At 69.8% G+C, this 25,321-nt stretch carries 18 protein-coding genes and 2 pseudogenes; 5 read left to right on the top strand and 15 right to left on the bottom strand.

Annotated elements, in window-relative coordinates:
* Nucleotides 1–112: 112 nt before the first annotated feature.
* From AB0D57_RS32880 to bldG, 5 genes are all read right to left on the bottom strand, one after another.
* On the bottom strand, nt 113–1,642 hold the full coding sequence (locus AB0D57_RS32880) for a class I SAM-dependent methyltransferase (RefSeq protein WP_362081408.1): 1,530 nt from the start codon (nt 1,640–1,642) through the stop codon (nt 113–115).
* Between the two features lie 180 nt (nt 1,643–1,822).
* Entirely contained in the window at nt 1,823–2,416 is a 594-nt protein-coding gene (locus AB0D57_RS32875; protein WP_362081405.1) for a small secreted protein, read from the bottom strand.
* Between the two features lie 192 nt (nt 2,417–2,608).
* Complete coding sequence (locus tag AB0D57_RS32870) at nt 2,609–5,014, bottom strand: sodium-translocating pyrophosphatase (protein ID WP_362081402.1); 2,406 nt, start codon at nt 5,012–5,014, stop codon at nt 2,609–2,611.
* Between the two features lie 345 nt (nt 5,015–5,359).
* Nucleotides 5,360–5,797: an ATP-binding protein gene (locus AB0D57_RS32865; protein WP_362081399.1), complete on the bottom strand. Its 438-nt coding sequence runs from the start codon at nt 5,795–5,797 to the stop codon at nt 5,360–5,362.
* 117 nt (nt 5,798–5,914) lie between these two features.
* A complete protein-coding gene (gene bldG / locus AB0D57_RS32860; protein WP_003975386.1) occupies nt 5,915–6,256 on the bottom strand; it encodes an anti-sigma factor antagonist BldG in 342 nt (113 codons plus the stop codon).
* 80 nt (nt 6,257–6,336) lie between these two features.
* Here bldG and AB0D57_RS32855 point away from each other — a divergent pair, with 80 nt between their 5' ends.
* Nucleotides 6,337–8,790, top strand: a complete 2,454-nt coding sequence (locus AB0D57_RS32855; protein WP_362081395.1) for a DEAD/DEAH box helicase — start codon at nt 6,337–6,339, stop codon at nt 8,788–8,790.
* A 63-nt stretch (nt 8,791–8,853) separates the two neighbouring features.
* Here the strand turns inward: AB0D57_RS32855 and AB0D57_RS32850 are convergent.
* From AB0D57_RS32850 to ssd, 7 genes and pseudogenes are all read right to left on the bottom strand, one after another.
* Nucleotides 8,854–9,255, bottom strand: a pseudogene (locus AB0D57_RS32850) (Rv3654c family TadE-like protein); the annotation flags it as partial.
* Nucleotides 9,256–9,371: 116 nt separating this feature from the next.
* Complete coding sequence (locus AB0D57_RS32845; RefSeq protein WP_362081392.1) at nt 9,372–9,743, bottom strand: TadE family type IV pilus minor pilin; 372 nt, start codon at nt 9,741–9,743, stop codon at nt 9,372–9,374.
* 76 nt (nt 9,744–9,819) lie between these two features.
* Complete coding sequence (locus AB0D57_RS32840; RefSeq protein WP_362081389.1) at nt 9,820–10,026, bottom strand: DUF4244 domain-containing protein; 207 nt, start codon at nt 10,024–10,026, stop codon at nt 9,820–9,822.
* Between the two features lie 73 nt (nt 10,027–10,099).
* Nucleotides 10,100–10,882: a type II secretion system F family protein gene (locus AB0D57_RS32835; RefSeq protein WP_362081387.1), complete on the bottom strand. Its 783-nt coding sequence runs from the start codon at nt 10,880–10,882 to the stop codon at nt 10,100–10,102.
* A complete protein-coding gene (locus AB0D57_RS32830) occupies nt 10,879–11,712 on the bottom strand; it encodes a type II secretion system F family protein (protein WP_362081469.1) in 834 nt (277 codons plus the stop codon). The genes AB0D57_RS32835 and AB0D57_RS32830 overlap by 4 nt, the downstream gene beginning before the upstream one ends.
* A gap of 32 nt (nt 11,713–11,744) precedes the next feature.
* The gene (locus AB0D57_RS32825) at nt 11,745–13,067 is read right to left on the bottom strand and encodes a TadA family conjugal transfer-associated ATPase (protein ID WP_362081384.1); all 1,323 of its coding nucleotides are present in this window, start codon (nt 13,065–13,067) and stop codon (nt 11,745–11,747) included.
* Complete coding sequence (ssd, locus tag AB0D57_RS32820; protein ID WP_362081381.1) at nt 13,064–14,158, bottom strand: septum site-determining protein Ssd; 1,095 nt, start codon at nt 14,156–14,158, stop codon at nt 13,064–13,066. The genes AB0D57_RS32825 and ssd overlap by 4 nt, the downstream gene beginning before the upstream one ends.
* Before the next feature lie 588 nt (nt 14,159–14,746).
* Here ssd and AB0D57_RS32815 point away from each other — a divergent pair.
* Nucleotides 14,747–15,580: an HAD-IB family hydrolase gene (locus tag AB0D57_RS32815; protein WP_362081378.1), complete on the top strand. Its 834-nt coding sequence runs from the start codon at nt 14,747–14,749 to the stop codon at nt 15,578–15,580.
* A gap of 358 nt (nt 15,581–15,938) precedes the next feature.
* On the opposite strand, the gene AB0D57_RS32810 is transcribed toward AB0D57_RS32815, so the two are convergent.
* Nucleotides 15,939–16,763, bottom strand: coding sequence for an oxidoreductase (locus tag AB0D57_RS32810; protein WP_362081375.1), 825 nt, complete (start codon nt 16,761–16,763; stop codon nt 15,939–15,941).
* A gap of 101 nt (nt 16,764–16,864) precedes the next feature.
* On the opposite strand from AB0D57_RS32810, the gene AB0D57_RS32805 reads away from it, so the two are divergent.
* Nucleotides 16,865–17,845: an ATP-binding protein gene (locus AB0D57_RS32805; RefSeq protein ID WP_362081372.1), complete on the top strand. Its 981-nt coding sequence runs from the start codon at nt 16,865–16,867 to the stop codon at nt 17,843–17,845.
* A gap of 183 nt (nt 17,846–18,028) precedes the next feature.
* On the opposite strand, the gene AB0D57_RS32800 is transcribed toward AB0D57_RS32805, so the two are convergent.
* On the bottom strand, nt 18,029–19,300 hold the full coding sequence (locus AB0D57_RS32800) for a hypothetical protein (RefSeq protein ID WP_362081369.1): 1,272 nt from the start codon (nt 19,298–19,300) through the stop codon (nt 18,029–18,031).
* A 334-nt stretch (nt 19,301–19,634) separates the two neighbouring features.
* On the opposite strand from AB0D57_RS32800, the gene AB0D57_RS32795 reads away from it, so the two are divergent.
* Nucleotides 19,635–22,106, top strand: a complete 2,472-nt coding sequence (locus AB0D57_RS32795) for a bifunctional SulP family inorganic anion transporter/carbonic anhydrase (protein WP_362081366.1) — start codon at nt 19,635–19,637, stop codon at nt 22,104–22,106.
* A gap of 526 nt (nt 22,107–22,632) precedes the next feature.
* On the opposite strand, the pseudogene AB0D57_RS32790 reads toward AB0D57_RS32795, so the two are convergent.
* Nucleotides 22,633–23,061, bottom strand: a pseudogene (locus tag AB0D57_RS32790) (RNA polymerase sigma factor); the annotation flags it as partial.
* Between the two features lie 206 nt (nt 23,062–23,267).
* Between AB0D57_RS32790 and acs the strand changes: the two are divergent.
* Nucleotides 23,268–25,268, top strand: a complete 2,001-nt coding sequence (gene acs / locus AB0D57_RS32785; protein ID WP_362081363.1) for an acetate--CoA ligase — start codon at nt 23,268–23,270, stop codon at nt 25,266–25,268.
* The last annotated feature ends 53 nt before the right edge of the window (nt 25,269–25,321 follow it).

Raw genomic sequence — 25,321 nt, 5'->3', positions numbered from 1 at the left:
GGACACATGCGACTCGGCGGTACGGATGCGCCTCAGACGCTTCGCAGCCAGGACGCCCGTGTCCCTCGCTCCGCGGAGCGGCATCCAGGGCACTCCGCGGTGCTCGCCCAGCTCACTCCGCGGGTTCGAGGAACCCCTGCTCCACCAGGAGACGAATCTGCGCGGGCGTCCGGTCGCGCAGCAACACCGGATCTTCGCCGACCAGTTGGGCGATGGCGTCCAGAATCCGTCCCGCGCTCAGCGTGCCGTCGCACACGCCCGCGAAGCCCGCGCCGACCGTGTCCACCTTGGTGGCCCGGCGCATCCCGCGGTGCTGGCGCAGCACCACGTGCTCCGGGTCCTCGGCGCCGGGCAGCCCGACCTGCTCCTGAACCACCTCGGCCACGAGCTTGAAGTGCCCGCCGAGCAGCGCCGCGTCGTCGCTCGCCCGCAGGTAGTCGACGCGGGCGAAGTGCGCGCGCACCGTCTCGCCGAGCGGCTGCTCGACCGGGTGCGGCCACTCCTCGACGGTGATCGAGGGCTCGGCTGCCGCCGTCCTGCGCAGCGTGATCCACCCGAAGCCGACGGCCTTCACCTTGCGCGCCTCGAACTCGTCCAGCCAGGCGTCGTACCGCGCCTGGTACTCGGCCGGGTCGCTGCGGTGGTCGCCCGCGTCGCGCAGCCACAACTCCGCGTACTGCGTGATGTCCTGGACCTCGCGCTGCACTACCCAGGCGTCACAGCCTCGCGGCACCCAGGAACGCAGCCGGTCCTGCCAGTCCTCGCCCTCCACGTGCTGCCAGTTGGCCAGGAACTGCGCATACCCCCCTTCATTCAGGCGATCGCCTGCCTGTTGAACGAGCGTGCGGCACAGATCGTCCCCGCCCATCCCGCCGTCGCGGTAGGTGAGCCGGGCACCGGGCGAGATCACGAAGGGCGGGTTCGAGACGATCAGGTCGTACGTCTCGTCCGCTTCGACCGGCTCGAAGAGGGAGCCCTCGCGCAGGTCGGCGGCCGGGGCTCCGGAGAGCGCGAGGGTGAGCGAGGTGATGTGCAGCGCGCGGGGGTTGAGGTCGGTCGCGGTCACGCGTGTGGCGTGCTGCGCGGCGTGCAGTGCCTGGATTCCGGAGCCGGTGCCGAGGTCGAGCGCGGCGGAGACGGGCGTACGCACGGTGATGCCGGCGAGGGTCGTGGACGCCCCACCCACGCCCAGGACGACGTCCTCCTCGCGGCTGCCGATGCCGCCCGCGCCGCCGACGGCGCATCCGAGGTCGGACACGATGAACCAGTCCTCGCCGCCGGGCCCGCCGTACGGCCGGATGTCCACCGTCGCGGCGATCTCGCCCCCGCCAACCCGGGCCAGCCAGCCGCTCTCCAGGCAGTCCTCGACCGGCAGCACGTCCACCACGCGCGCGTGCGGCACGGGCTGCTGCAGCAGGAAGAGCCGTACGAGCGTCTCCAGCGGCGTGTCGCCGCGGGTGGCCCTCAGCGCGGGCACGGTCTCGCTGCGCGCCAGCGCCGCGTACGCGGGGGCGCCGAGCAGCTCGAGCAGTCCGTCGGCGGTGAAGGCGGCGCCGAGCAGGGCGTCCCGCAGCCGAGCTGCGACATCGGCGCGGTCGGACGAGGGCAACGGTGACAGGCTGGTGTGACTCACGTCCCCCATTGTGTCCGCTCCCGCCGAAAGAGACGCACACCTGTGCACAGCGCGTGTGCCTGTGGACACGCGAGTGCGCCTGTGGACACAACGCGCATGCCTAGGGGCAGCGCGCGCCGAGGGCCCGGTACGCGCGCGTACCGGGCCCTCTTTGGCTTGACCGACGATCGCCTTCCCGGGACCCGGGTATCAGCCCTGGGTCGCCGAAGCCGAGGCCGACGTGGACTTGCAGCTCGCCTGCTCGGCCATCGCCTTGCCGACGTCTCCGGCTTCGAGCTCCTTCAGGGCGTCGGTACCGGTCTGGCTCAGCTTCCCGAGCTGCTCGGCGACACCGTCGAGGCCCTCAGCGAACTTCGCCTGGTCCTTCGTGTCGAGCGCGTCCGACTGCTTGCCCAGATCGGCGTAGGACGCGGAGAGGGCGTTGAGCTCCTTGACCGCGTTCGTCAGCTTCGTCTTGCCGTTCTCCACATCCGGGGGCCCGGCCTTCTCGATGGCGGTCGCCATCGCCTTGTAGGCATCCGAGATGTCCTGGAAGCCCTTGGAGTCGGCCTTCTGCACGTCCTCCGGCGCGCTTTCGTCCGTGGTCTCCTTCTGGATCTCGGCGTTGGCCGCCGCGATCTTCCGGACCTGGGGCTGCACCGCGTCACAGACCTGCTTGGCCCAGGGGCCCAGCTTGTCGCTGTTGTCGTCGCTACTGCTGCATCCCGACAGCGCCAGTACCAGTACCGCACCGCCGGACAGTGCGGCCGCGAGCTTCTTGTTCACCGGGTTGGTCCCTTCCATGGCCCTCGGCCCCGGAACTTACACGCCATGCGAGCGACATCCACACGCTCGACGTCCGCTTTAGCGGTTATTGCAGCCATTTGCCCCACGCGAGAGAAGGCTCACGACAAGGGCGTGAACGCACACAGGGCGGGCGGACGGCGCGTCGATACGCGCCGCCCGCCCGCCGGGACCAGGCAAAAGACCTGAGGTCTACGAAACCACCGCGGCGTCAGCCGACTTGGCCACCCCTTCTGCGTTGTCTTCGTCACCTACGGCGATCCCACGCCGCTTGGAGATGTACACCGAGCCCACGATCACGAGGATCGCGAGGACGGCGATGAGCACCCGTACACCCACGTTCTTGTCGTCGCCGTACGAGAACTTGACGACCGCGGGCGCGATGAGCAGCGCCACCAGGTTCATCACCTTCAGCAGCGGGTTGATCGCGGGACCGGCGGTGTCCTTGAACGGATCGCCGACGGTGTCGCCGATCACCGTGGCAGCGTGGGCCTCACTGCCCTTGCCGCCGTGGTGACCGTCCTCGACCAGTTTCTTCGCGTTGTCCCACGCGCCACCGGAGTTGGCGAGGAAGACCGCCATCAGCGTGCCGGTGCCGATCGCACCGGCGAGGAACGAGCCGAGCGCGCCGACCCCGAGCGTGAACCCGATCGCGATCGGGGTGAGCACGGCGAGCAGCCCGGGCGTGGCGAGTTCGCGCAGCGCATCCTTGGTGCAGATGTCGACGACGCGCCCGTACTCGGGCTTCTCGGTGTAGTTCATGATCCCGGGATGCTCGCGGAACTGCCGCCGCACCTCGTAGACCACGGCCCCGGCGGAGCGCGACACCGCGTTGATCGCCAGGCCCGAGAAGAGGAAGACGACCGCGGCGCCCGCGATGAGGCCCACCAGGTTGTTGGGCTGCGAGATGTCCATCATCAGGTTCATCGGCGCGCCCTCGCCGGAGACCTTCTCGCCCACTTCGTTCGCGGCCGTGAGGATCGCGTCCCGGTACGAGCCGAAGAGCGCCGAGGCCGCGAGGACGGCGGTGGCGATGGCGATGCCCTTGGTGATGGCCTTGGTGGTGTTGCCCACGGCGTCCAGGTCGGTGAGCACCTGGGCGCCCGCGCCCGTGACGTCGCCGGACATCTCGGCGATGCCCTGCGCGTTGTCGGAGACCGGACCGAAGGTGTCCATGGCGACGATGACACCGACCGTGGTGAGCAGTCCGGTACCGGCCAGGGCCACCGCGAACAGCGCCAGCATGATGGACGTACCGCCGAGCAGAAACGCCCCGTACACGCCGAGGCCGATCAGCAGGGCGGTGTAGACGGCTGATTCGAGACCGATGGAGATACCGGCGAGGACGACGGTGGCCGCGCCGGTGAGCGAACTCTTGCCGATGTCCCGCACGGGACGACGGGTGGTCTCGGTGAAGTAGCCGGTCAGCTGCTGGATCAGCGCGGCGAGCACGATGCCGATCGCGACGGCGACGAGCGCGAGAATCCGCGGGTCGCCGCCCTTGGTCTGGATCGCCGCGTCCGTGACTCCGTCGAGGTCGGCGTACTTCCCCGGCAGATAGACGAATACGGCGACGGCCACCAGCACCAGCGAGATCACCGCGGAGATGAAGAAACCGCGGTTGATCGCGGACATGCCACTGCGGTCGGAGCGCCGGGGCGCCACCGCGAAGATGCCGACCATGGCGGTGAGTACGCCGATCGCGGGCACGATCAGCGGGAACGCGAGCCCGGCGTCTCCGAACGCCGCCTTGCCGAGGATCAGCGCGGCGACGAGTGTCACGGCGTACGACTCGAAGAGGTCGGCCGCCATGCCCGCGCAGTCGCCGACGTTGTCGCCCACGTTGTCGGCAATGGTCGCGGCATTGCGCGGATCGTCCTCCGGAATGCCCTTCTCGACCTTGCCGACCAGGTCGGCGCCGACGTCGGCGGCCTTGGTGAAGATGCCGCCGCCGACACGCATGAACATCGCGATCAGCGCCGCGCCGAGACCGAAGCCCTCCAGGACCTTCGGCGCGTCGGCCGCGTACACCAGCACCACACAGGAGGCGCCCAGCAGACCGAGCCCCACCGTGAACATGCCGACAACGCCGCCCGTACGGAAAGCGATCTTCATGGCTTTGTGCGAGACGGCGGTGAGATCCTTTTCGGGTTCGCCCTGGGCCGGAGTCGCTTCCCTTGCCGCGGCGGCCACGCGGACATTGCTCCGTACGGCGAGCCACATACCGATATAGCCGGTGGTCGCCGAGAACACCGCGCCGATCAGGAAGAAGATCGACCGTCCGGCACGCTGATTCCAGTCGTCCGCGGGCAGCAGCATGAGCAGGAAGAACACCAGGACGGCGAATACCGCGAGGGTACGCATCTGTCGGCCCAGGTAGGCATTCGCGCCTTCTTGGACCGCCGCCGCGATCTTCTTCATGCTGTCGGTGCCCTCGCCGGCCGCGAGCACTTGTCGTACCAGAACCCCGGCGACCGCCAGGGCCGCCAGGGCGACGACGCCGATGACCATCACGATCATGCGGTTGTCGTCGGTCAGCACTGCGGCTGCGAAGGTTGTGGGATGGTCAAACTGATGAGGGGTAGAAAGCCCCGCCATTCGTCCTCCTTGACGCTTGGGCTGAGCTCAAGATGTGGACGGATTGTAGGTACCGGAACCTGATCAAAACAGTGCCCGGTAAACGGAATTAGCCTTCACATCGCCTTCAGCAAATGATCCACCGGCATCCATGGAACCCAAAAGAGGTAATGCCCCAAAAGCGTTGACGCTTGATCAAATAATCGCGTGATTGATCGTGAATCAATTCACGAAATGGCCGGACCCAAGGGCGGGAAGGCTGGACAGGAGGGGCGGGCAGGGCGGCGGGCAGAGGGCGGGCAGGGGGCGGCACAAGAAAAGGGCCCTGCGAGGCAGGGCCCTTCGGGTTTTGCTACGAGAGGGATGTCAGGGAACGAGCGCGGCCGGCGGCGTGGTCGGCCAGCTCATCCTGATCAGTCCACCGTTCTCCCCGGCGGTGACCTCGACGTCGTCGACGAGGCCGCTGATGACCGCGAGGCCCATCTCGTCCTCGTCGCTCTCCGTGTCCGGATCACCAAGGGAGGCACCGGGCACCGTCTCACCGGGCGCCGAACGCGGCGCCTCGTCGCCGACCTCGATGGAGAACTGCTTCTCCTCCTCGATCAGCGTCACCCGCACCGGCGCCGAGATGCCGCTGCTCTGGTGCAGCCCGACGGCCCGGGTACAGGCCTCGCCGACGGCGAGTCTGACCTCGTCGAGTACGGCCTCGTCCACTCCGGCCCTGCGCGCCACCGCTGCCGCCACCAGTCGGGCGGTCCTGACGTGCTCGGGCAGCGCGCTGAAGCGGAGTTCAACGGTGGCCATGCATCCCCCTCAAACTACGGGCGTGCTGTCGGGGGCCGGGCCGCCGAGGCCCGGTCCCCCTCCATTGCTTCAGCCGTCTCGGACGCCACGCCTCTCGTGCGGCGCCCTGGGACGGGGTCAGTCGGTGGCCGCTACCGCTTCCTCGACCGAGGTGTGGATCGGGAACACCTTGGTGAGACCGGTGATGCGGAAGATCTTCAGAATGCGCTCCTGGTTGCAGACCAGTCGCAGCGAGCCTTCGTGGGCGCGCACCCGCTTCAGGCCACCCACCAGCACGCCGAGCCCGGTGGAGTCGAGGAAGTCCACGCCCTCCATGTCGACGACAAGGTGAAAACTGCCGTCGTTCACCAGCTCGACCAGCTGCTCACGCAGCTTGGGCGCGGTATATACATCAATTTCGCCACCGACCTCGACGACCGTACGATCGCCGACGGTACGGGTCGACAGGGACAGGTCCACGGATCCTCCAGCACCTTGCTATCGAGCGGTCGCCCGAAGGGACATCTCGGCAGAGCCCCCGGGACGGTTCGCCAGCCGCGATGGCATTCAATCACTTACCGGCAGGCGTGCACGACGCCTTGAGCCCATTGTCCGTCACGCCAGTGACACACTCGTTGCCGATGGCCAACAATCACCGATCCGATCGATCCTCGGCGGACACCGCTTCCCGCCCCTCTCCGGGCACGGTCCTGGACCGTCTCGCCTCGGGGCCGAGCCGGGCTTCGCGCATCACTCATACGGAGCACTTGCCCCCGCGGGAGGGTCGCCATGCCGTGTGGCCCGACCGGATCCGCTCGGAGGTCATCGCCGCGGTCCAGGCCGCGGGGGTCGAGCACCCCTGGGCCCACCAGGCCCTGGCCGCCGAACACGCCCTGGACGGCGACTCCGTGATCGTCGCCACAGGCACCGCCTCCGGCAAGTCCCTGGCGTACCTCGCACCGGTCCTGACGGCCCTTCTGGACGGCTCCGAGGCTCCGAACGGCCGCGGCGCCACCGCGCTGTACCTGGCCCCGACAAAGGCCCTGGCCGCCGATCAGTGCCGATCTGTGAAGGAACTTTCACAATCTCTGGGCAATGCCGTACGCCCAGCCGTGTACGACGGGGACACCCCGTTCGAAGAACGCGAATGGGTACGTCAGTACGCAAACTACGTTCTGACCAACCCCGACATGCTGCACCGAGGGATACTGCCCTCCCACCCCCGCTGGTCCTCCTTCCTCCGTGCCCTGCGCTACGTCGTCATCGACGAGTGCCACACCTACCGCGGCGTCTTCGGCTCCCACGTCGCCCAGGTGCTGCGCCGCCTGCGTCGCCTGTGCGCCCGCTACGGCGCGTCGCCCGTCTTCCTGCTGGCCTCGGCGACCGCCGCCGAGCCGTCGGTGGCCGCCCGCCGCCTGACCGGCCTCCCGGTGGTCGAGGTCGCCGACGACGCCTCTCCCCGCGGCGAACTGGTCTTCGCCCTCTGGGAACCCCCGCTCACCGAGCTGCACGGCGAGAAGGGCGCACCCGTACGGCGTACCGCAACCGCCGAGACGGCCGACCTTCTGACCGACCTGACCGTGCAGGGCGTGCGCTCGGTCGCCTTCGTACGATCCCGGCGTGGCGCCGAGCTCATCGCGGTGATCGCCCAGGAACGCCTCGCCGAGGTCGACCGCTCCCTGGCCCGCCGCGTGGCCGCGTACCGCGGCGGCTACCTCCCCGAGGAACGCCGCGCCCTCGAACGCGCCCTCCACTCCGGCGAGCTCCTCGGCCTCGCTGCCACCACCGCCCTCGAACTCGGCATCGACGTCTCCGGACTGGACGCCGTCGTCATCGCGGGCTACCCGGGCACCCGGGCCTCGCTGTGGCAGCAGGCGGGCCGCGCCGGACGCTCCGGGCAGGGCGCACTCGCCATCCTGGTCGCTCGCGACGACCCCCTGGACACGTTCCTCGTGCATCACCCCGAAGCCCTGTTCGACCAGCCGGTGGAGTCCACCGTCCTCGACCCCGACAACCCGTACGTCCTCGCCCCGCACCTGTGCGCCGCAGCCGCCGAAATCCCCCTCACGGACGAGGACCTGGAACTCTTCGGACCGGCCGCCCCGGATCTGCTGCCGCAGCTGGAAGCCGCGAAACTGCTGCGCCGCCGGACGAAGGCATGGCACTGGACCCGTCGGGAGCGCGCCGCCGACCTGACCGACATCCGGGGAGGAGGCGGCAGTCCGGTGCAGATCGTCGAGGCCGGAACCGGGCGGCTGCTGGGCACGGTCGACGCCGGTGCCGCTCACACGACGGTCCACGAGGGCGCGGTCCACCTGCACCAGGGCCGTACGTACCTGGTGCGGCAGCTGGATCTGGAAGACTCCGTCGCGCTGGTCGAGGAAGCCAACCCTCCCTATTCGACGGTCGCCCGCGACACGACCTCCATCTCCGTCCTGGAGACGGACACCGAAATCCCTTGGGGTGAGGGCCGGTTGTGCTACGGCTCCGTCGAAGTCACCAACCAGGTCGTCTCCTTCCTGCGTCGTCGTGTCATCACCGGTGAAGTGCTCGGCGAGACGAAGCTCGACCTCCCTCCCCGTACGCTCCGTACCCGCGCCGTGTGGTGGATGGTCACCGAGGATCAGCTCGACGCCGCCCGGATCAACCCGGAGATCCTCGGCGGTGCCCTGCACGCCGCCGAGCACGCGTCGATCGGCATGCTCCCGCTGTTCGCCACCTGCGACCGCTGGGACATCGGCGGCGTGTCCATCCCGCTGCACCCCGACACCTTGTTGCCCACGGTCTTCGTGTACGACGGTCACCCGGGCGGCGCGGGCTTCGCGGAGCGCGCCTTCCACACCGCCCACGCCTGGCTCACCGCCACCCGCCAGGCCATCGCCTCCTGCGAGTGCGACGCCGGCTGCCCGTCCTGCGTCCAGTCCCCCAAGTGCGGCAATGGGAACGATCCCCTGCACAAGCGGGGCGCCGTGCGGCTGCTCACGGAGCTGCTGCGAGGGGCGCCGAAGGGCTAGCGTCGCTGACGCCGACCCGCGTGTCACGTCCCTCCGGACGCTGGTCGGTCAGATCTCACGACCTCACCGAGGCGGGTGCCCGACGTCTCCCGAGGCTTCCGGCGCCGCCCCGGGTGAGTCGGCGGACGGGCCAGGGGCGACCGGCCCCGCAGGTCCCGCCCTCGACCTGACCTCCACACCGAAAGGCGCCCGGCCCGACGCGGCAGTGACGTCCGAGATCTCGCCCTCGACCGCGCACCGCACGAGTCGTGCGTGCTGGGCGCGTGCCACCCGGTCCGCCTCAGCGCAGGCCGCCGGTCCACCGTCCATCCAGTGGTCCGCCGCGGCGAGCGCCGCCAAATCGGCCGCCCCCGCCGCACGATGGCGGACCACGACAGCCTGCCCCATGGCCAGGATCGCCCCGAAGACCACACACAGCACGGCGATCACCCCGACCGTCCACACGGTCGCCGACCCTCTGTCCGAGGAAGGAGCCCCCCTGGCGCAGAACGGGTCCCACCTGTCCCAGGAAGGAGTCCGCCTGGCGCAGGAGCGGACCCACCTGCCCCGCGAAAACGTGCGCGCGGCCCCACCACATCTCCTCATCCCGCCACCACCCCGACCGTCTCCTCCGCCAAAGCCACAGCCGCGTCGCTCAGCTCCACGGACAGCGCGTCGGGGCCCGGCGTACTCGCCGTGACCGTCACCCGGACCAGGTCACCCTCTCGGCTCACCGTGACCCTGGCGCCGTCCGGTGCCGCGCGCCGCGTTGTCGCCAGGACCGTGTCCGGCGGGTCCTGGCGGGCTGCTGCGCGAGCGCCCGCCCTCGCCGCGTCCACGCACTGGATCTGCGCGGACGCGGCGAGCAGGGCCCAGACCAGAGCCATTCCGACGAGCACCAGTGACGGCAGCACCACGGCGGCCTCGGCGGTCACGAATCCCCGGTCCCGACACCGGGACGACCCACTCCCCACCCACCCGGACCCGACGGACGTGCCGCGGGGCTCGCTTTCCCATCCGGACCAGACCGCCGAACCGTCAACCACCCGCTCACATCGGGACATTGAGCGCCCGCCCCACGATGCCCTGCAACTCCGCGCCGACCTGCCCGCTCGTCACCACCTTGTAGAGCGCGGCCGCGAAAGCCACCGCCGCGATGATCCCCACCGCGTACTCGGAGGTGACCATTCCCGCGTCCCTCCGCGACGCCCGACCGAGCAGCCACGCCCGCACCCGCACTCGTACCGACCTGCACATCTCAACCCCCGTAAGGTTCGACTCCGTTTCCCACTTGCCACTGCCACTCACCGCACGCCGTCGCCATAAGTCGTCATCCGCCCCCCCCTCCCAGCACCCCGTCCGCCAGCCCGATCACGACGGGCAACACGCCGATCGCGAGGAACGCGGGCAGAAAGCACAGCCCCACGGGCGCGGTGACCATGACAGCCGCCCGGCGCGCCCGCGCCGTCGCGCTGCGCCCCCACTCTGCGCGGGCCTCCGCGGCGAGCCGTCCGACCGGCACGGCCGCCGGTACGCCCGACTCCCCCGCCCGCTCCAGGAGTCTCGCCAGCGCCCCGGCACCCGGCATCGACGCCAACCCGCGCCACGCCTTGTCCGGTTCACCCCCGAGCCGCACCTCCGCCGCACCCCGCGCCAGCCGATCCCCGACGGGTCCGCCCAAGGCCTCACCCACGGCCTGAGCCGCCACTACGGGGCCCGCCCCGGCCGCGATGCAGGCGGCCACCAGGTCGGCCGCGAGTGGGAGTTGCCGGGTGGCCTGCGCCGCGTCGTACTCCTCCGCCGGCCCCGGCTTGCGCCGCTGCCGCCACTGCCAGACCCCGAAACCGGCCACCACCCCCACCAGTAGCCCGGCAAAGCCGCCGACCAGCACCCAGCCGGCGCACACGACACCTGCCGGCGGCAGCCAACGCCGCCCCACGCCCCGGAACTCGAAGCACCGCTGTGAACGCGCCTGCTCCAAGGCCAGCAGCTCGGCCAGCCTCTTGCGCACCCGCCGCTCGCGTCGGGCCGCACCGAGCGACCACACCAGCCACCCGAGCGCCGGCGCCCCGCACAGGACCGCCCCCAGCCTGTGGACAACCTCCGTGCTCATGCCGCCTCCGCTCCCCTCACGATGCGCAGGGCCCACCAGAGCCCCACGCTCTCCAGCACCCCGCCGACCAACAGACAGCCCAGGCCCGCACCGGTGTGCAGCAGCACGTGCAGCGGATCCGCGCCCAGTGCGGTACCGATCAGCAGCCCCAGAACCGGCAGCCCCGCGAGCATCACTGCCGTCGATTGCGATCCGGCCAACTGGGCTCGCATATCCGCTCGTTGGTCCCGCTCCACACGCAGTGCCCCTTCCAGGCGGTCGAGCCCCGCCGCCAGGCCCGCACCCCGGTCCACAGCCACCCGCCAGCACGCAGCGAGTCCCACCAACCCGTCGGCCCCCGCTTGCCGTGCCGCATCGGTGAGCGCGCCCGGCACGTCCCCGCCGAACCGTGCCGCCGCCAGCACCACCGCCTGTGCCTCGCCAAGTCCACCCGAGTCACGCGCGGCCCTGAGCAGCGCCTCACCCGGCTGCCGCCCGGCCCGCACCTCCCCGGCGAGCGCCCCACACAGGGCGATCACGGCATCGCCCCGGCGCTCCCGCTCGCGCCGCGCCTTCCCGGCCCGCCGCAGCCGCCCGAGCAGCGGCACCAGCGCCGCCCCGAGAAGCAGCGGCACCACGGACGCACCCAGAAGCGCGATCACCGCCCCGGCGACCAGCGACCACCCTCCGGCCCGCAGCCGCCCGCGCAGTCGCCGCCACTCGGCGAGTGCCCTTTCCCGCGACGGCGGACCGGTCGCCACCACCCCGCCACCCACGCACAGCAACCGAGCCCTGCGTGCCCCCGAATCCCACCCGCTCATCAACCAGGCCGCCGCCCCGGCACACGCCATGGCCGCCCCCACCGACACCCCACCGCCCCCTGTCACGACAACCCACTCCCCTCAGCCCCATCAGCCCTGCCAGACACACCAGTCCCACCAGCCCGGCTAGTCCCGTCAGTCCTGCTAGCCCCTCTCATCCCTCCAGTCCCATCCCGCAGCAACTCCCGCAGCCGCTCCCACCCCCGCTCGTACGCGAACACCTCCGCGCCCCACCGCAGTGCGGGTACCGTCACCACCAGCCCCGACGGATCGCGCTCCAGGACATGCACCTCGGCGATCCGCCGCCGCCCGACCGGGTCGCGTACGAGATGCAGGACCACGGACAACGCCGCCGCCAACTGGCTGTGCAACGCGGCCCGATCGAGCCCCGCTGCCGTGCCCAGCGCCTCCAGCCGGGCCGGCACCTGCGCGGCGGCGTTCGCGTGAACCGTTCCGCACCCGCCCTCGTGGCCCGTGTTGAGCGCCGCCAGGAGCGACACGACCTCCGGCCCGCGCACCTCGCCGACGACCAGCCGGTCCGGTCTCATGCGCAGGGCCTGACGGACCAGGTCCTGCAGTGCGACGAGCCCTACGCCCTCCTGGTTGGCGGGCCGCCCCTCCAGACGCACCACATGGGGATGGTCAGGGCGCAGCTCCGCCGAGTCCTCGGCGAGCACGATCCGCTCCCCGGGGCCGACCAGCCCCAGCAGCGCACTCAGCAAGGTCGTCTTGCCGCTTCCGGTCCCTCCGCTGATCAGGAACGACAGCCGGGCGTCCAGCAGGGCTCTGAGCACCCGGTCCCCGCCGGGTGGCACGGTCCCCGCCGCCACCAACTCGTCGAGCGTGAACGCGCGCGGCCGGACGACCCGCAGGGACAGGCACGTGGAGCCGACGGCGACCGGCGGCAGCACCGCGTGCAGCCGGGTGCCGTCCGGAAGCCGGGCGTCGACCCAGGGCCGCGCGTCGTCGAGCCTTCTGCCGGCCACGGCTGCGAGGCGCTGCGCGAGGCGTCGTACGGCGGCCGCGTCCGGGAAGGAGACAGCCGTCAGCTCCAGGCCTCCGCCGCGGTCCACCCAGACCCGGTCGGGCGCGGAGACCAGTACGTCGGTCACCGACGGGTCGGCGAGCAGCGACTCGAGGGGTCCGCTGCCGACCAGTTCGGAACGTAACTGCTCCGCCGTGCCGAGGACTTCCGCGTCGCCCAGCACGCGTCCCTGCGCACGCAGGGCCTGTGCCACACGCGCGGGTGTGGGCTCGGACCCGCTCTCGGCGAGCCACTGCCGTACGCCGTCCAGAAGCCCTGTTCGCCCGGCCTGTCCGGCCGACTCCGCAGGCTCGCCGAGGCTCGCTCCGCGGTGCCTCCCGGTATCGGCGTCCCAGTTCATACGCCCCCTCCCGGCACCGGAACGCGCTCCCAGAAGGCCGTGCAGAACCGGGCGAGCGGTCCCCGCACCGATCCTCCGGGTGGCAGGTCGGCGTCCGGCCGCGGTGATTCGGCGGGCACCTCGCCGACCAGAGGAAGTCCGAGCAGCCTGGCTACCTCGCGGTCGTCGAGGCCCGGCGCGTAGGGACCTCGGACCACGGCACGTAGATCACGCAGAACCATGCCGACCGCGGACGCCACCCGTCCGGCCGCCGCGATGGCGCGCAGGTCTGCGGGGACCACCAGCAGTCCGAGGTCGAGTTGGGCGAGTGCTTCCGCGACGCCTTCGTCAATGCGGCGGGGCAGGTCGACGACCACCGTGCCGCCGCGCCGTCTGGCGGCGGCCAGGACCGCGCGGACGGCCTGCGGCGGGATGGCCACGGAGTCACCGCGATCCCAACTGAGGACACGCAGCGCGTGCAGTTCGGGCAGGGACTCCTCCAGGGCGCCGCCGCCGACCCGGCCGCGGGAGGCGGCGAACGCCGGCCAGCGCAGGCCTTCGGCCGCCTCTCCACCCAGGAGTACGTCGAGACCGCCACCCAGGGGATCCGCGTCCACGAGCAGGGTGCGTCGTCCGGCACGCGCCGAGGTGACGGCGAGCGCGCAGGCCAGCGTGGAGGCTCCGGCCCCACCACGGCCACCGATCACGCCTACGGTGAGCGCGGGCCGGCCGACTCCCTCGGCCACGTCGGCGATGCGGTCGACGAGCCACTGCTCGCCGTCGGGCAGCATCAGGACATGGTCGGCGCCGATCTCCACGGCCCGGCGCCAGACACCGGAGTCGTCCTGATCCCGCCCGACCAGCACCACTCCGCGTCTGCGCGCGGCCCCGCGCACCCGCCGTGCGGCGTCGTCGCCGACAATCACGAGAGGTGCCGCCTCCCAGCTACCCCTGCGCTCCGGCACCCCGTGATGGACTTCCGGCCTCGCGCCCGCCGCCGCGCACAGGCGCAGCAGGTCGTCGAGAAGGTCGACGTCCTCCGTGACGATCAATGGCCCGCCCTGCCGCCCTTCGGCGGCGGGCGGCCGGTCATGTGTGATGGCTCCCGCCACGATCCCCAGCCCCCTTCGCTGCTTCTTGCGCGGCGCCCCCTACGGCCCCGCGATTCCCGCTCGTGTGAAGTACCGACAACCGGCCTCCATATGAACGGCCGATACGAACCGGCCATACGCGTCCCGCAAACGGAACCGGCCATGAACTTGCCGCGAGGAACTCGCCGCGAGCAGGACGCGCTGGAATCACGGTGCAGCGATCCCGAAAATCGTGTGGATCTTGGTCGATAACTGTGGACAACTCGATGGTTGTGAATATCGCCTTCACCCATACCGGCGACCCACGCGCGGCTTCCACAGAGCAGTCCAGCGACTACGCACAGTGACGGATTATGGGTACGCGAAAAGGGCCGCCACAACGGCGATCAGAGGGCCCCGGGGCCGCGCAAGAGAGGGGAAAACCCCATCCGGACATGCGACGACCCCCGCCGGGGGGGAGAGCGGGGGTCGTCCCCACGGTCCGACTCGGGGGGGGAGGAGCCAGACCGGGTTAGCACGGTCGCGAACGATCCGTGACTTCCATGGTGTACCCGAGAGCCGTCTCAGGCAAACCCACGCGCCCCACACTAGCCCGAATGGTGGGCGCATATGCTCAGGCTTGTGGAAAACCACTCCTCGCCCCGCACAGCGGCCTTCTTTGACCTGGACAAGACGGTCATTGCGAAGTCGAGCACGCTGACGTTCAGCAAGTCGTTCTACCAAGGCGGACTGATCAACCGCAGGGCCGTGTTGCGTAGCGCGTATGCCCAGTTCGTGTTCATGGCAGGCGGCGCCGATCATGACCAGATCGAGCGGATGCGCGCTTACCTGTCCACGCTGTGCCGCGGCTGGAACGTCCAGCAGGTCAAGGAGATCGTCGCCGAGACACTGCACGACCTGATCGACCCGATCATTTACGACGAGGCCGCCTCCCTCATCGAGGAACACCACACCGCCGGTCGTGATGTCGTGATCGTCTCCACGTCCGGAGCGGAGGTGGTCGAGCCGATCGGCGAACTGCTCGGCGCGGACCGCGTGGTGGCCACCCGCATGGTCGTCGGCGAGGACGGCCGCTTCACCGGAGAGGTCGAGTACTACGCCTACGGGCCGGCGAAGGCCGAGGCGATCAGGGAACTGGCAAAGTCCGAGGGATACGACCTCGCGCGCTGCTATGCGTACAGCGACTCCGCGACCGACCTGCCGATGCTGGAGTCCGTCGGCCATCCCCATGCGGTGAATCCGGGCCGCGCGCTGCGGCGCGAGGCGCTCGCCCGCTCCTGGCCGATTCTGGACTTCCACCGTCCGGTCCGGCTCAAGCAGCGACTGCCCGCGCTCTCGGTGCCGCCGCGTCCGGCGCTCGTCGCGGCGGCCGCGATAGGAGCGGCGGCGGCCACGGCGGGGCTCGTCTGGTACGCGAGCCGACGGCGCGCGGCCGCGGCGTGAGCGCGTCACGTCCGCGCAAGCGGCACAGCCACGCCCGATTCACGCCCGTTTGAACCTAAAAGTAAAGAAGTACAGCCAGGACTACCGCTTCCTGTGAACCTGGAGTACAAAGGGGTTAACGGCCCGCGAGACCAAGGACATCCGAAAGGATCACCTTTAAACGCAATCAAGGCCCCACGGACCGAGCATGAACATCGAGCACCCACGCGACGTCGACCCGTCGATTACGGGCCAGCCGCACCAGGTGACGGGCAGCAGTTCCCGACCTGATGGGCAACATATCGAGGACGCTTGGTAACCCGGTGAACATGCCAGCGGCGGTACGAGAATTCGTACCGCCGCAACCCTGATGTGGGTCCTATGCCGCGCCGCGCTGAAGCGCCTCACAGACGGCCGTCGATTCCCTGGCTCCCAGCTCAACGGCCTTGCCACAGTGGGCGATCCACGCCGCCATGCCCTCCGGGGTGCCGGAGGCATAGCCGTCCAGCGCCGCCAGATAGGCCTCGCGGCCGAGTTCGGCGTGGCCGACCTCGGCCGGACAGACGGACTTCGGGTCGAGGCCGCTGCCGACCAGGACGATGCGCTCGGCCGCGCGAGCGACCAGGCCGTTGTGGGTACCGAAGGGGCGCAGGGCGAGCAGCTCGCCCTGCACGACGGCCGCCGTCACCAGCGCCGGGGCCGAACCACCGGCGATGATCAACTGTGAGAGCCCCTCGAGCCGTCCCGCGACCTCGGTCGCGTCCGGCAGCGGCAGCTCGACGAGCGGCTCGTCGACCGGTTCACCGTCATGACGCGGCCGGCCGACCCCGTCCCCCTTGTCCGCGGCCGCGACGAGGTGCAGCCGGGCCAGCACCCGCAGGGGGGACTGCCTCCAGATGGAGAGGAGTTGGCCCGCCTCGGCGGTCAGCCGGAGAGCCGCGCCGACCCTGCGGGCCTGGTCGTCACCGCTGAAGTCGGTGCGGCGGCGCACCTCTTCGAGGGCCCAGTCGGCACCGGACAGCGCCGCGGAGCCCCGGGCACCACGCAGCGCGGCCTCGGAAGTGATCTCGTTGCTGCGACGCCGCATGATCCGGTGCCCGTAGACCCGGTCCACCGCCTTACGGACGGACTCCACGGATTCGGCCACGCCGGGCAGCGAGCCCAGGGCCGCGAGCGGGTCGGCGGTCGCGCCTGTCGTACTCATGAGTACGACATTACGCACCCCGGCGGCCCACCCCACGAAGGAGTGGTTTTCTTCACGTCGACAGGGCACCCAGCGCAATCATCCCGCTACTCTTGGTGAACATGAAAATGGCTTTCGTTGGGAAGGGTGGCAGCGGCAAGACCACCCTGTCCTCTCTCTTCATCCGTCATCTCGCCGCCACGGGATCACCGGTCGTCGCGGTGGACGCCGACATCAACCAGCACCTGGGGGCCGCGCTCGGCCTCGACGAGGCCGAGGCCTCCAGGCTGCCCGCCATGGGCATGCGGCTGCCGCTGATCAAGGACTATCTGCGGGGTTCCAATCCGCGCATCGCGTCCACCGAGACGATGGTCAAGACGACACCGCCCGGTGAGGGGTCGCGGCTGCTGCGGGTGCGCGAGGACAATCCGGTGTACGACGCCTGCGCCCGGCCGGTGGAACTCGACGGCGGCGTCGTCCGTTTGATGGTCACCGGCCCGTTCACCGAGGCCGATTTGGGAGTGGCCTGCTACCACTCCAAGACCGGTGCAGTGGAGCTCTGCCTGAACCATCTCGTCGACGGCCGGAGCGAGTACGTCGTCGTCGATATGACGGCAGGCTCAGATTCCTTCGCGTCCGGCTTGTTCACCCGCTTCGACATCACGTTCCTCGTCGCCGAGCCGACCCGGAAGGGAGTCTCCGTCTATCGCCAGTACAAGGAGTACGCCCGCGACTTCGGGGTCATCCTGAAGGTCGTCGGCAACAAGGTGCAAGGCCAGGACGACATCGACTTCCTCCGCGCCGAAGTCGGTGACGACCTGCTGGTGACCGTCGGCCACTCGGACTGGGTGCGCGCCATGGAGAAGGGCCGCCCACCCCGGTTCGAGCACCTGGAGGACGCCAACCGGCGTGCCCTGCGCACCTTGCAGGGCGCCGCGGATGCCACGTACGAGCTGCGGGACTGGGAGCGCTACACCCGCCAGATGGTGCACTTCCACCTGAAGAACGCGAGCAATTGGGGCAACGAGAGGACCGGGGCGGACCTGGCGGCGCAGGTCGACCCCGGCTTCGTACTCGGCGAAGGGCTGGTGGCCACCGTCTGAGCGTCCGGCCGACCCGGGCGGGCCCCACCGCATGGGCGACCCGGCCCACCGGGACGGCCGCCACCGACCGAGCGGCGGGTCTGCGACCGGTTACCCCATGGGTGACCGGCCTGCGGGCACGGGCGCGCTACCGCGGGGGCAGTCATGCCCGCGAGGAACGGGCACTACGGCCAGGAACGGGCACTACGGCTTGGCTGCCGGCGCCCCGGGGACGCCCTTCGGGGCCGGAGCGGGGCGGGCCGAGAGGAAGGATGTCCAGCCCTGCTTCGGGGCCTCGCCGACCTTGAGGCCACGGAGCTTCTCCAGCGTGACCGGATCCTGGGCGTCGAGCCAGTCCGCCAACTGGCGGAAGGAAACACAGCGGACGTCGGATTTGGTGCAGACACGCTCGATGACCTCGTCGACGGCACGCATGTAGTTGCCGCCGTTCCAGGATTCGAAGTGGTTGCCGATGATCAGCGGCGCGCGGTTGCCGCCGTAGGCGCGGTCGAAGCCCTTGAGCAGGCTGTCACGCATCTGGTCGCCCCAGTACACCTGCTTGTCCGGGTCGCCCTGGGTCGCGGTACCCGACTGGTTGACCATGAAGTTGTAGTCCATGGTGAGCTGCTCGTAGGGGTGCCCGATGAAGGGCACGAGCTGCATCGACAGGTCCCAAAGGCCCTCCCTTCTCTTGGGCCAGACCTGATCGTTGACGCCACTGGTGTCATAGCGGAAGCCCAGTTGGGAAGCCGCCTTCATGAAGTTCTTCTGGCCCTCCAGGCAGGGGGTGCGAGCGCCGATGAGCTCCTTGTCATAGTCGAAGGGCAGTGGAGGAGCCTTCGTCATGCCCGTGTTGGTCTTCCACGACTTGACGAACGACTTCGCCTGGCCGATCTCGCTCTTCCACTGCGCGACCGACCACTCGCCGACCCCGCCTTCGCTGCCGCAGAAGTGGCCATTGAAGTGCGTGCCGATCTCGTTGCCCTCCAGCCACGCGCCGCGCAGCTGCTTGGCGGTCTCCTTGATGCCCTGCTCGTCGTTGAAGCCGATGTCTGAACTGCCTGGTGAGTGCTCCGGCGGCTCGTACAGATAGCGCTTGTCCTCCGGCAGCATGTACACGCCGCTCAGGAAGTACGTCATCGTCGCGTTGTTGGCCTTGGCGACCTTCCGGAAGTGCGAAAAGAGTTTCTGACTGTCCTCGCCGGCGCCGTCCCAGGAGAAAACCACGAACTGCGGGGGCTTCTGACCGGGCTTCAGCCGCTCCGGCCTGGGCAGATACGGCTGCGCACCGGTGTAGGCGGTGGAGCCGTCGCCGATCAGGCGGGCCACACGGTTGGGCGCCGGGGCCCCGGCCGCCTTCTTCGCACCATGCGCGCCTTCCTGGGAACCGGTGGTATCGCTCGCACAACCGGCGAGCGCCGTGGAGCAGGCCGCGACGAGTGCGACGCCCGCGGCAATCCTCTGGGTGGCGGCCATCTCCGCCCACCTTCTTCCTTCAGTCAGGGCAACGCTGATTAGGGCGATCTGGGGTGACGTACAGCGAAATGCCGATAGCGCCGCCAAGGTCGCACGAGGCCGAGACTGAATAAATACGACAAGCCGATAAAAAGCTTGGATCACCCGGAAGAGTGATTTATTGCATCATTTGCTACCAAATTGAGCGGGAAATCTTTACTCTGCATTACGATCCGTTTACCGAACGTTGAAAATCCCGCCGCTGCACGCCGTGACCCACGGCCGCGATCCGCCCCCGTCCTCCCTGGACGGGGACCACCTATTCCGCGACCGCGCTGCCCCGGAGGAGACGGGAATGTCTGCTTGCGTCCCCACCCGCCCCCAAGTGCTCGACCCCGCTCGCGCAGCGGGGAACCCCATCGCCGAATCGACTCGGCCTAAGCGCATCCACCAGCCCCACAGCCCCCCACCGGTTCCGCCCCACCGATTCCAGATGACGAGCGCCGATCTGTCCGCCTCGATCGCCGTCTTCCTGATCGCCCTGCCCCTGTCCCTCGGCATCGCCCTCGCCACCGGCGCGCCACTCCAGGCGGGCCTCGTCGCCGCCGCTGTGGGCGGACTGGTCGCGGGACGGCTCGGCGGCTCAGCACTCCAGGTGAGCGGGCCCGCCGCCGGGCTCACGGTCGTCACCGCAGAGCTCATCCACCGCTATGGATGGCGTACGACCTGCGCCATCACCGCCCTCGCCGGACTCACCCAACTGGGCCTGGGCTGCCTGCGCGTGGCCCGTACGGCGCTGGCTGTGAGCCCCGCCGTCGTGCACGGCATGCTCGCCGGCATCGGCGTGACCATCGCCGTCGCCCAGCTGCACATCGTGCTGGGCGGCACCCCGCAGAGCTCCGTCCTGAACAACCTCCGTGCGCTGCCCGACCAGTTGACACACGTCCACCCGGCGGCGGTGTCGATGAGCGTGCTGACGCTGGCCCTCCTGCTCGCCTGGCCACGCCTTCCCGGACGAGCCGGGCAGGTACTGCGCACAGTCCCGGCCGCACTCGTCGCCGTCACCGGGGCCACCTTGACCGCCTCGCTCGCCGGGCTGACCCTGTCCAAGGTCGACCTGCCGTCCTGGAGCAGCCATGCCCTGGCCGGGCTGCCCGAGGGGCCGGTGCTCGGAATCGTCGCCGCCGTCCTCACCGTCACGCTCGTGTGCAGTGTTCAGTCATTGCTCGGCGCCGTGGCTGTGGACAAGCTGGTGGCGAGACGACCCGAGTCGCAGCCGCAGGTGGGCCGTTCCGACCTGGATCGGGAGCTGCTCGGACAGGGCGCGGCCAACGTCGTCTCCGGCGCCCTCGGTGGGCTGCCCGTCGCCGGGGTCGCGGTCCGTAGTTCCGCGAATGTGCAAGCCGGTGCTGTGAGCCGGAACTCCACGATGTTGCACGGCGTTTTCGTAGTAGTTGCCGCGCTGCTGATGGTCCCGATCCTGGAGCTGATCCCCCTCGCATCGCTCGCCGCCCTGGTGATGGCCGTCGGCATCCAGATGGTGTCCCTGCACCACATCCGCACGGTCACCCGCCACCGCGAGGTGCTGGTGTACGCCGTCACCACGATCGGCGTCGTATTCCTCGGCGTCCTCGAGGGAGTGGCGCTGGGGGTCTCCGTGGCCGTCGCCGTCGCCCTGCACCGCCTCGCCCGCACCCACATCACGCACGAAGAGAGAGGAGGAGTCCATCACGTACATGTACGAGGGCAGTTGACGTTCCTCGCGGTGCCTCGGCTCAGCCGTGCCCTGCACCAGGTGCCTCAAGGGGCCGATGTCGTCGTGGAATTGGACGGTTCATTCATGGACCACGCGGCGTTCGAGTCCCTGCACGACTGGCAGAAATCGCACTTCGCGCAGGGCGGCGCGGTCGAACTGACCGGGCGGGACCACACCCGTATCGCCGAGCCCACAAGCGCCTCCCATTGCCGCTGCCGACCCTGGACGCCTTGGCGCAACCACTACTGCGAGCCGTCCGCGAGCCCGCAGGCCACATCCCCGAGCGACCTGTCGGACGGGGAAGACGGTCCGGGCGGGGCCGACGTGGCAGTCGGCTCCTCCGAAGGAAGCGAGCCGAGCACACAGAGTGCGCCGAGCGGGCAGAGTGGTCAGAGCGGGCATCAACTGGCGCGCGGCATCAGCGCGTTCCAGCGCAACACCGCACCCCTGGTGCGGGGTGAGCTGGCGCGGCTGGCGCGGGAAGGACAGCGGCCGCAGCAGCTGTTCCTGACCTGCGCCGACTCACGGCTCGTCACGTCGATGATCACCTCCAGTGGTCCGGGTGACCTCTTCGTCGTACGCAATGTCGGCAACCTCGTGCCGAGGCCCGGGGAGGAGAGCGGAGACGACTCGGTGGCCGCGGCGATCGAGTACGCGGTGGACGTGCTGCATGTTCGGTCCATCACGGTGTGCGGGCACTCCGGGTGCGGGGCGATGCAGGCCCTGTTGAACGCGGAGCACGGCGAGGCGCAGACGCCGCTCAAGCGGTGGCTGCGACACGGGCTGCCGAGCCTGGAGCGGATGGCCGCCAAGGATCAACCGTGGGCCCGGCTCGCCGGACGGGCGCCGGCCGATGCGGTGGAGCAACTGTGTCTGACCAACGTGGTGCAGCAGTTGGAGCATCTGCGAGCGCATGAATCCGTGGCGCGGGCCATGCGGGAGAGCGAGCTCGAACTGCACGGGATGTACTTCCACGTCGGCGAGGCGCAGGCGTATCTGCTGGTCGACCGCGACGGCACCGAGCTGTTCGATCACGTGGGAGCGACGGAGGATCTGCGCCATCCCGCGTGAACTCGTCCGCCGTCCCGGGTGACCTGGGCGTGGTGCGCGGCCCCGGTCGGCGGGGCCGCGCACCACGTACCGGTTACCGTCGCCTGGCGGATGAGAGGGCGGCCGGCGCTACCTCGCCGGGGTGGGTGCCCTTCACCGGCACACAGGACTTGATGCTGCCCTTCACCCCGTAGAAGGCCATGGCCCGCATCTCGGGGTTGCCGGTCGTGAGGAACGGGACGTTCTCGAGGGCCAGGGTGCCACCGGAATGGAGTGTGACCGTCCAGGGACGGTGCGCCGCGAGAGCGCGGGCCACAGGATCCGGCTTCTCGAGGGCCTTCCGCGTCCTTCCGCACCCTGATTTCCCTTGGTCTGCTCGGGCGCGACGTCGAAGTGCCCCGGGATGGACTCGCCGCGCGGCTGCCGGCAAAAGTGACCGGCGTCGAGGTTCTGGGATGTCGACGTGGATCCCGTCCGCGCGGAGCCGCTCGACGAGTTCGCGCTGGGCTTCGGACTCCATGGTCAGATCCTTGACCTGACTTACAGTTTGGCCGACGGTGATCAGCTCCAGAAGGGCCCGTTCGCCCTCCGGAAGCCGGTCGAGTGCCGCCAGTGCGCGTCGTCCCGGGCTCTCGGCGTCGAGCTTGCCCTCAAGGCGGGCGATGCCGTCGGCGTCGAGGAAGCGGCGGCCCGATATCCGCTGATCGCGGAGGGCATCGCGGGCGACCCGACGGCGCTCGGAGGAGACGACGTTGCGGGCGATGCCGTACAGCCAGGCGGTTTCGCTGCCGCGGCCCGGGCGGTAGGTGTGAGCGGTGTCCAGGACCGCGAGGAAGATCTCGGCGGTCAGGCCGGCGGCGGTGTGGGGGTCGTCGACACGCCGGGCCACGAAACGTGTCACCGCGTCGACATGGCACCGGTAGAACTGTTCGAAGAGCTGTGGATCACGTGCCACGGCGAGGGGATCGCCCCGTATCCGTTCCGCTCGGTGTCTCCTTCGCTTCGGCACTTCGCCTGTACTTGGGCCGAGCCGAGGGAAGCGTTACGAGTGAACCCGAGCACTGGTCCGTACGTGGCCTGGAGTGCGTAGTCCTGAAGGGCCCCGACCCCCTCAGCGGCCGCGAAAGGTCTAAACCAATCAGGGATCGGCCCTTGTCAGCGAGCCCCCGGGTCTGATGAGCTGTGGCCTGGGACACAACGGACACCCTGGGAAAGGGAGATGTCGTGAGCAACGAAAGCCTGGCCAACCTGTTGCGCGAAGAGCGCAGGTTCGCGCCACCCGCCGACCTGGCCGCGAACGCCAACGTCACCGCGGAGGCGTATGAACAGGCCAAGGCTGACAGGCTCGGCTTCTGGGCCGAGCAGGCCCGCCGGCTGACCTGGGCCACCGAGCCGACCGAAATCCTGGACTGGTCGAACCCTCCGTTCGCGAAGTGGTTCGCCGACGGGAAGCTGAATGTCGCGTACAACTGCGTGGATCGGCATGTGGAGGCGGGGCACGGTGACCGCATCGCCATCCACTTCGAGGGTGAGCCGGGGGACAGCCGGGCCATCACCTACGCGGAGCTCAAGGACGAGGTGTCGAAGGCCGCCAACGCCCTGATCGAGCTGGGCGTCGAGCAGGGCGACCGGGTCGCCGTGTATCTGCCGATGATCCCCGAGGCGGTCGTCGCGATGCTGGCCTGCGCCAGGATCGGCGCCGCGCACTCGGTCGTCTTCGGCGGGTTCTCCGCGGACGCCATCGCGACCCGCATCCAGGACGCCGACGCCAAACTGGTCATCACCTCCGACGGCGGTTACCGGCGCGGTAAGCCGACCGCGCTCAAGCCCGCCGTCGACGACGCGGTGCGCCGGGTCGACGGGGTCGACAAGGTCCTGGTGGTGCGGCGTACCGGGCAGGAGGTCGACTGGACCGAGGGCCGCGACGTGTGGTGGCACGAGATCGTCGAACGGCAGTCCGCCGAGCACACGCCGGAGGCGTTCGACGCGGAGCAGCCACTGTTCATCCTCTACACCTCCGGGACCACCGGGAAGCCGAAGGGCATCCTGCACACCTCGGGCGGCTACCTCACGCAGACCTCGTACACCCACCACGCCGTCTTCGACCTCAAGCCGGAGACCGACGTGTACTGGTGCACGGCCGACATCGGGTGGGTCACCGGGCACTCGTACATCACGTACGGGCCGCTTTCGAACGGTGCGACGCAGGTGATGTACGAGGGCACGCCGGACACCCCGCACCAGGGGCGGTTCTGGGAGATCGTGCAGAAGTACGGGGTGACGATTCTTTACACGGCGCCCACGGCCATTCGTACGTTCATGAAGTGGGGGGACGACATCCCCGCGAAGTTCGATCTGTCGTCGCTGCGGGTGCTGGGGTCCGTCGGTGAGCCGATCAATCCCGAGGCGTGGATCTGGTACCGCAAGCACATCGGGGCCGACCGGACGCCGATCGTGGACACCTGGTGGCAGACCGAGACCGGGGCAATGATGATCTCGCCGCTGCCGGGGGTCACCGAGGCCAAGCCGGGGTCGGCGCAGCGGCCGTTGCCGGGGATCGCGGCGACGGTTGTGGATGATGAGGCGAGGGAGGTTCCCAACGGGGGTGGTGGGTACCTCGTGCTCACCGAGCCGTGGCCCTCGATGCTGCGGACCATCTGGGGGGACGATCAGCGGTTCCTCGACACGTACTGGTCGCGGTTCGAGGGGAAGTACTTCGCCGGGGACGGGGCCAAGAAGGACGAGGACGGGGACATCTGGCTTCTCGGGCGGGTCGATGACGTGATGCTCGTGTCCGGGCACAACATCTCGACGACGGAGGTGGAGTCGGCGCTCGTGTCGCATCCGGCGGTGGCCGAGGCGGCGGTGGTCGGGGCGGCGGACGAGACGACCGGGCAGGCGATTGTCGCGTTCGTGATCCTGCGAGGGACGGCTTCCGCCGAGGACGAGGGGCTGGTGGCCGAGCTGCGCAATCACGTGGGGACGACGCTTGGGCCGATCGCCAAGCCGAAGCGGGTGTTGCCGGTGGCGGAGCTGCCGAAGACTCGGTCCGGGAAGATCATGCGCCGTCTGCTGCGGGATGTCGCGGAGAACCGGGAGCTCGGTGACGTCACCACGCTGACGGACTCGACGGTGATGGATCTGATCCAGGCGAAGCTGCCGGCGGCGCCTAGCGAGGACTGAGGGTTTTCCCCGCCCACCCGCCCCTTTTCAGGTGTGGGGGCACCGCGTGCCCC

Origin of the sequence: Streptomyces sp. NPDC048275 (assembly GCF_040652275.1) — a bacterium.
Classification (GTDB): Bacteria; Actinomycetota; Actinomycetes; order Streptomycetales; family Streptomycetaceae; genus Streptomyces.
This window is presented reverse-complemented; position numbering and strand designations above follow the sequence as displayed.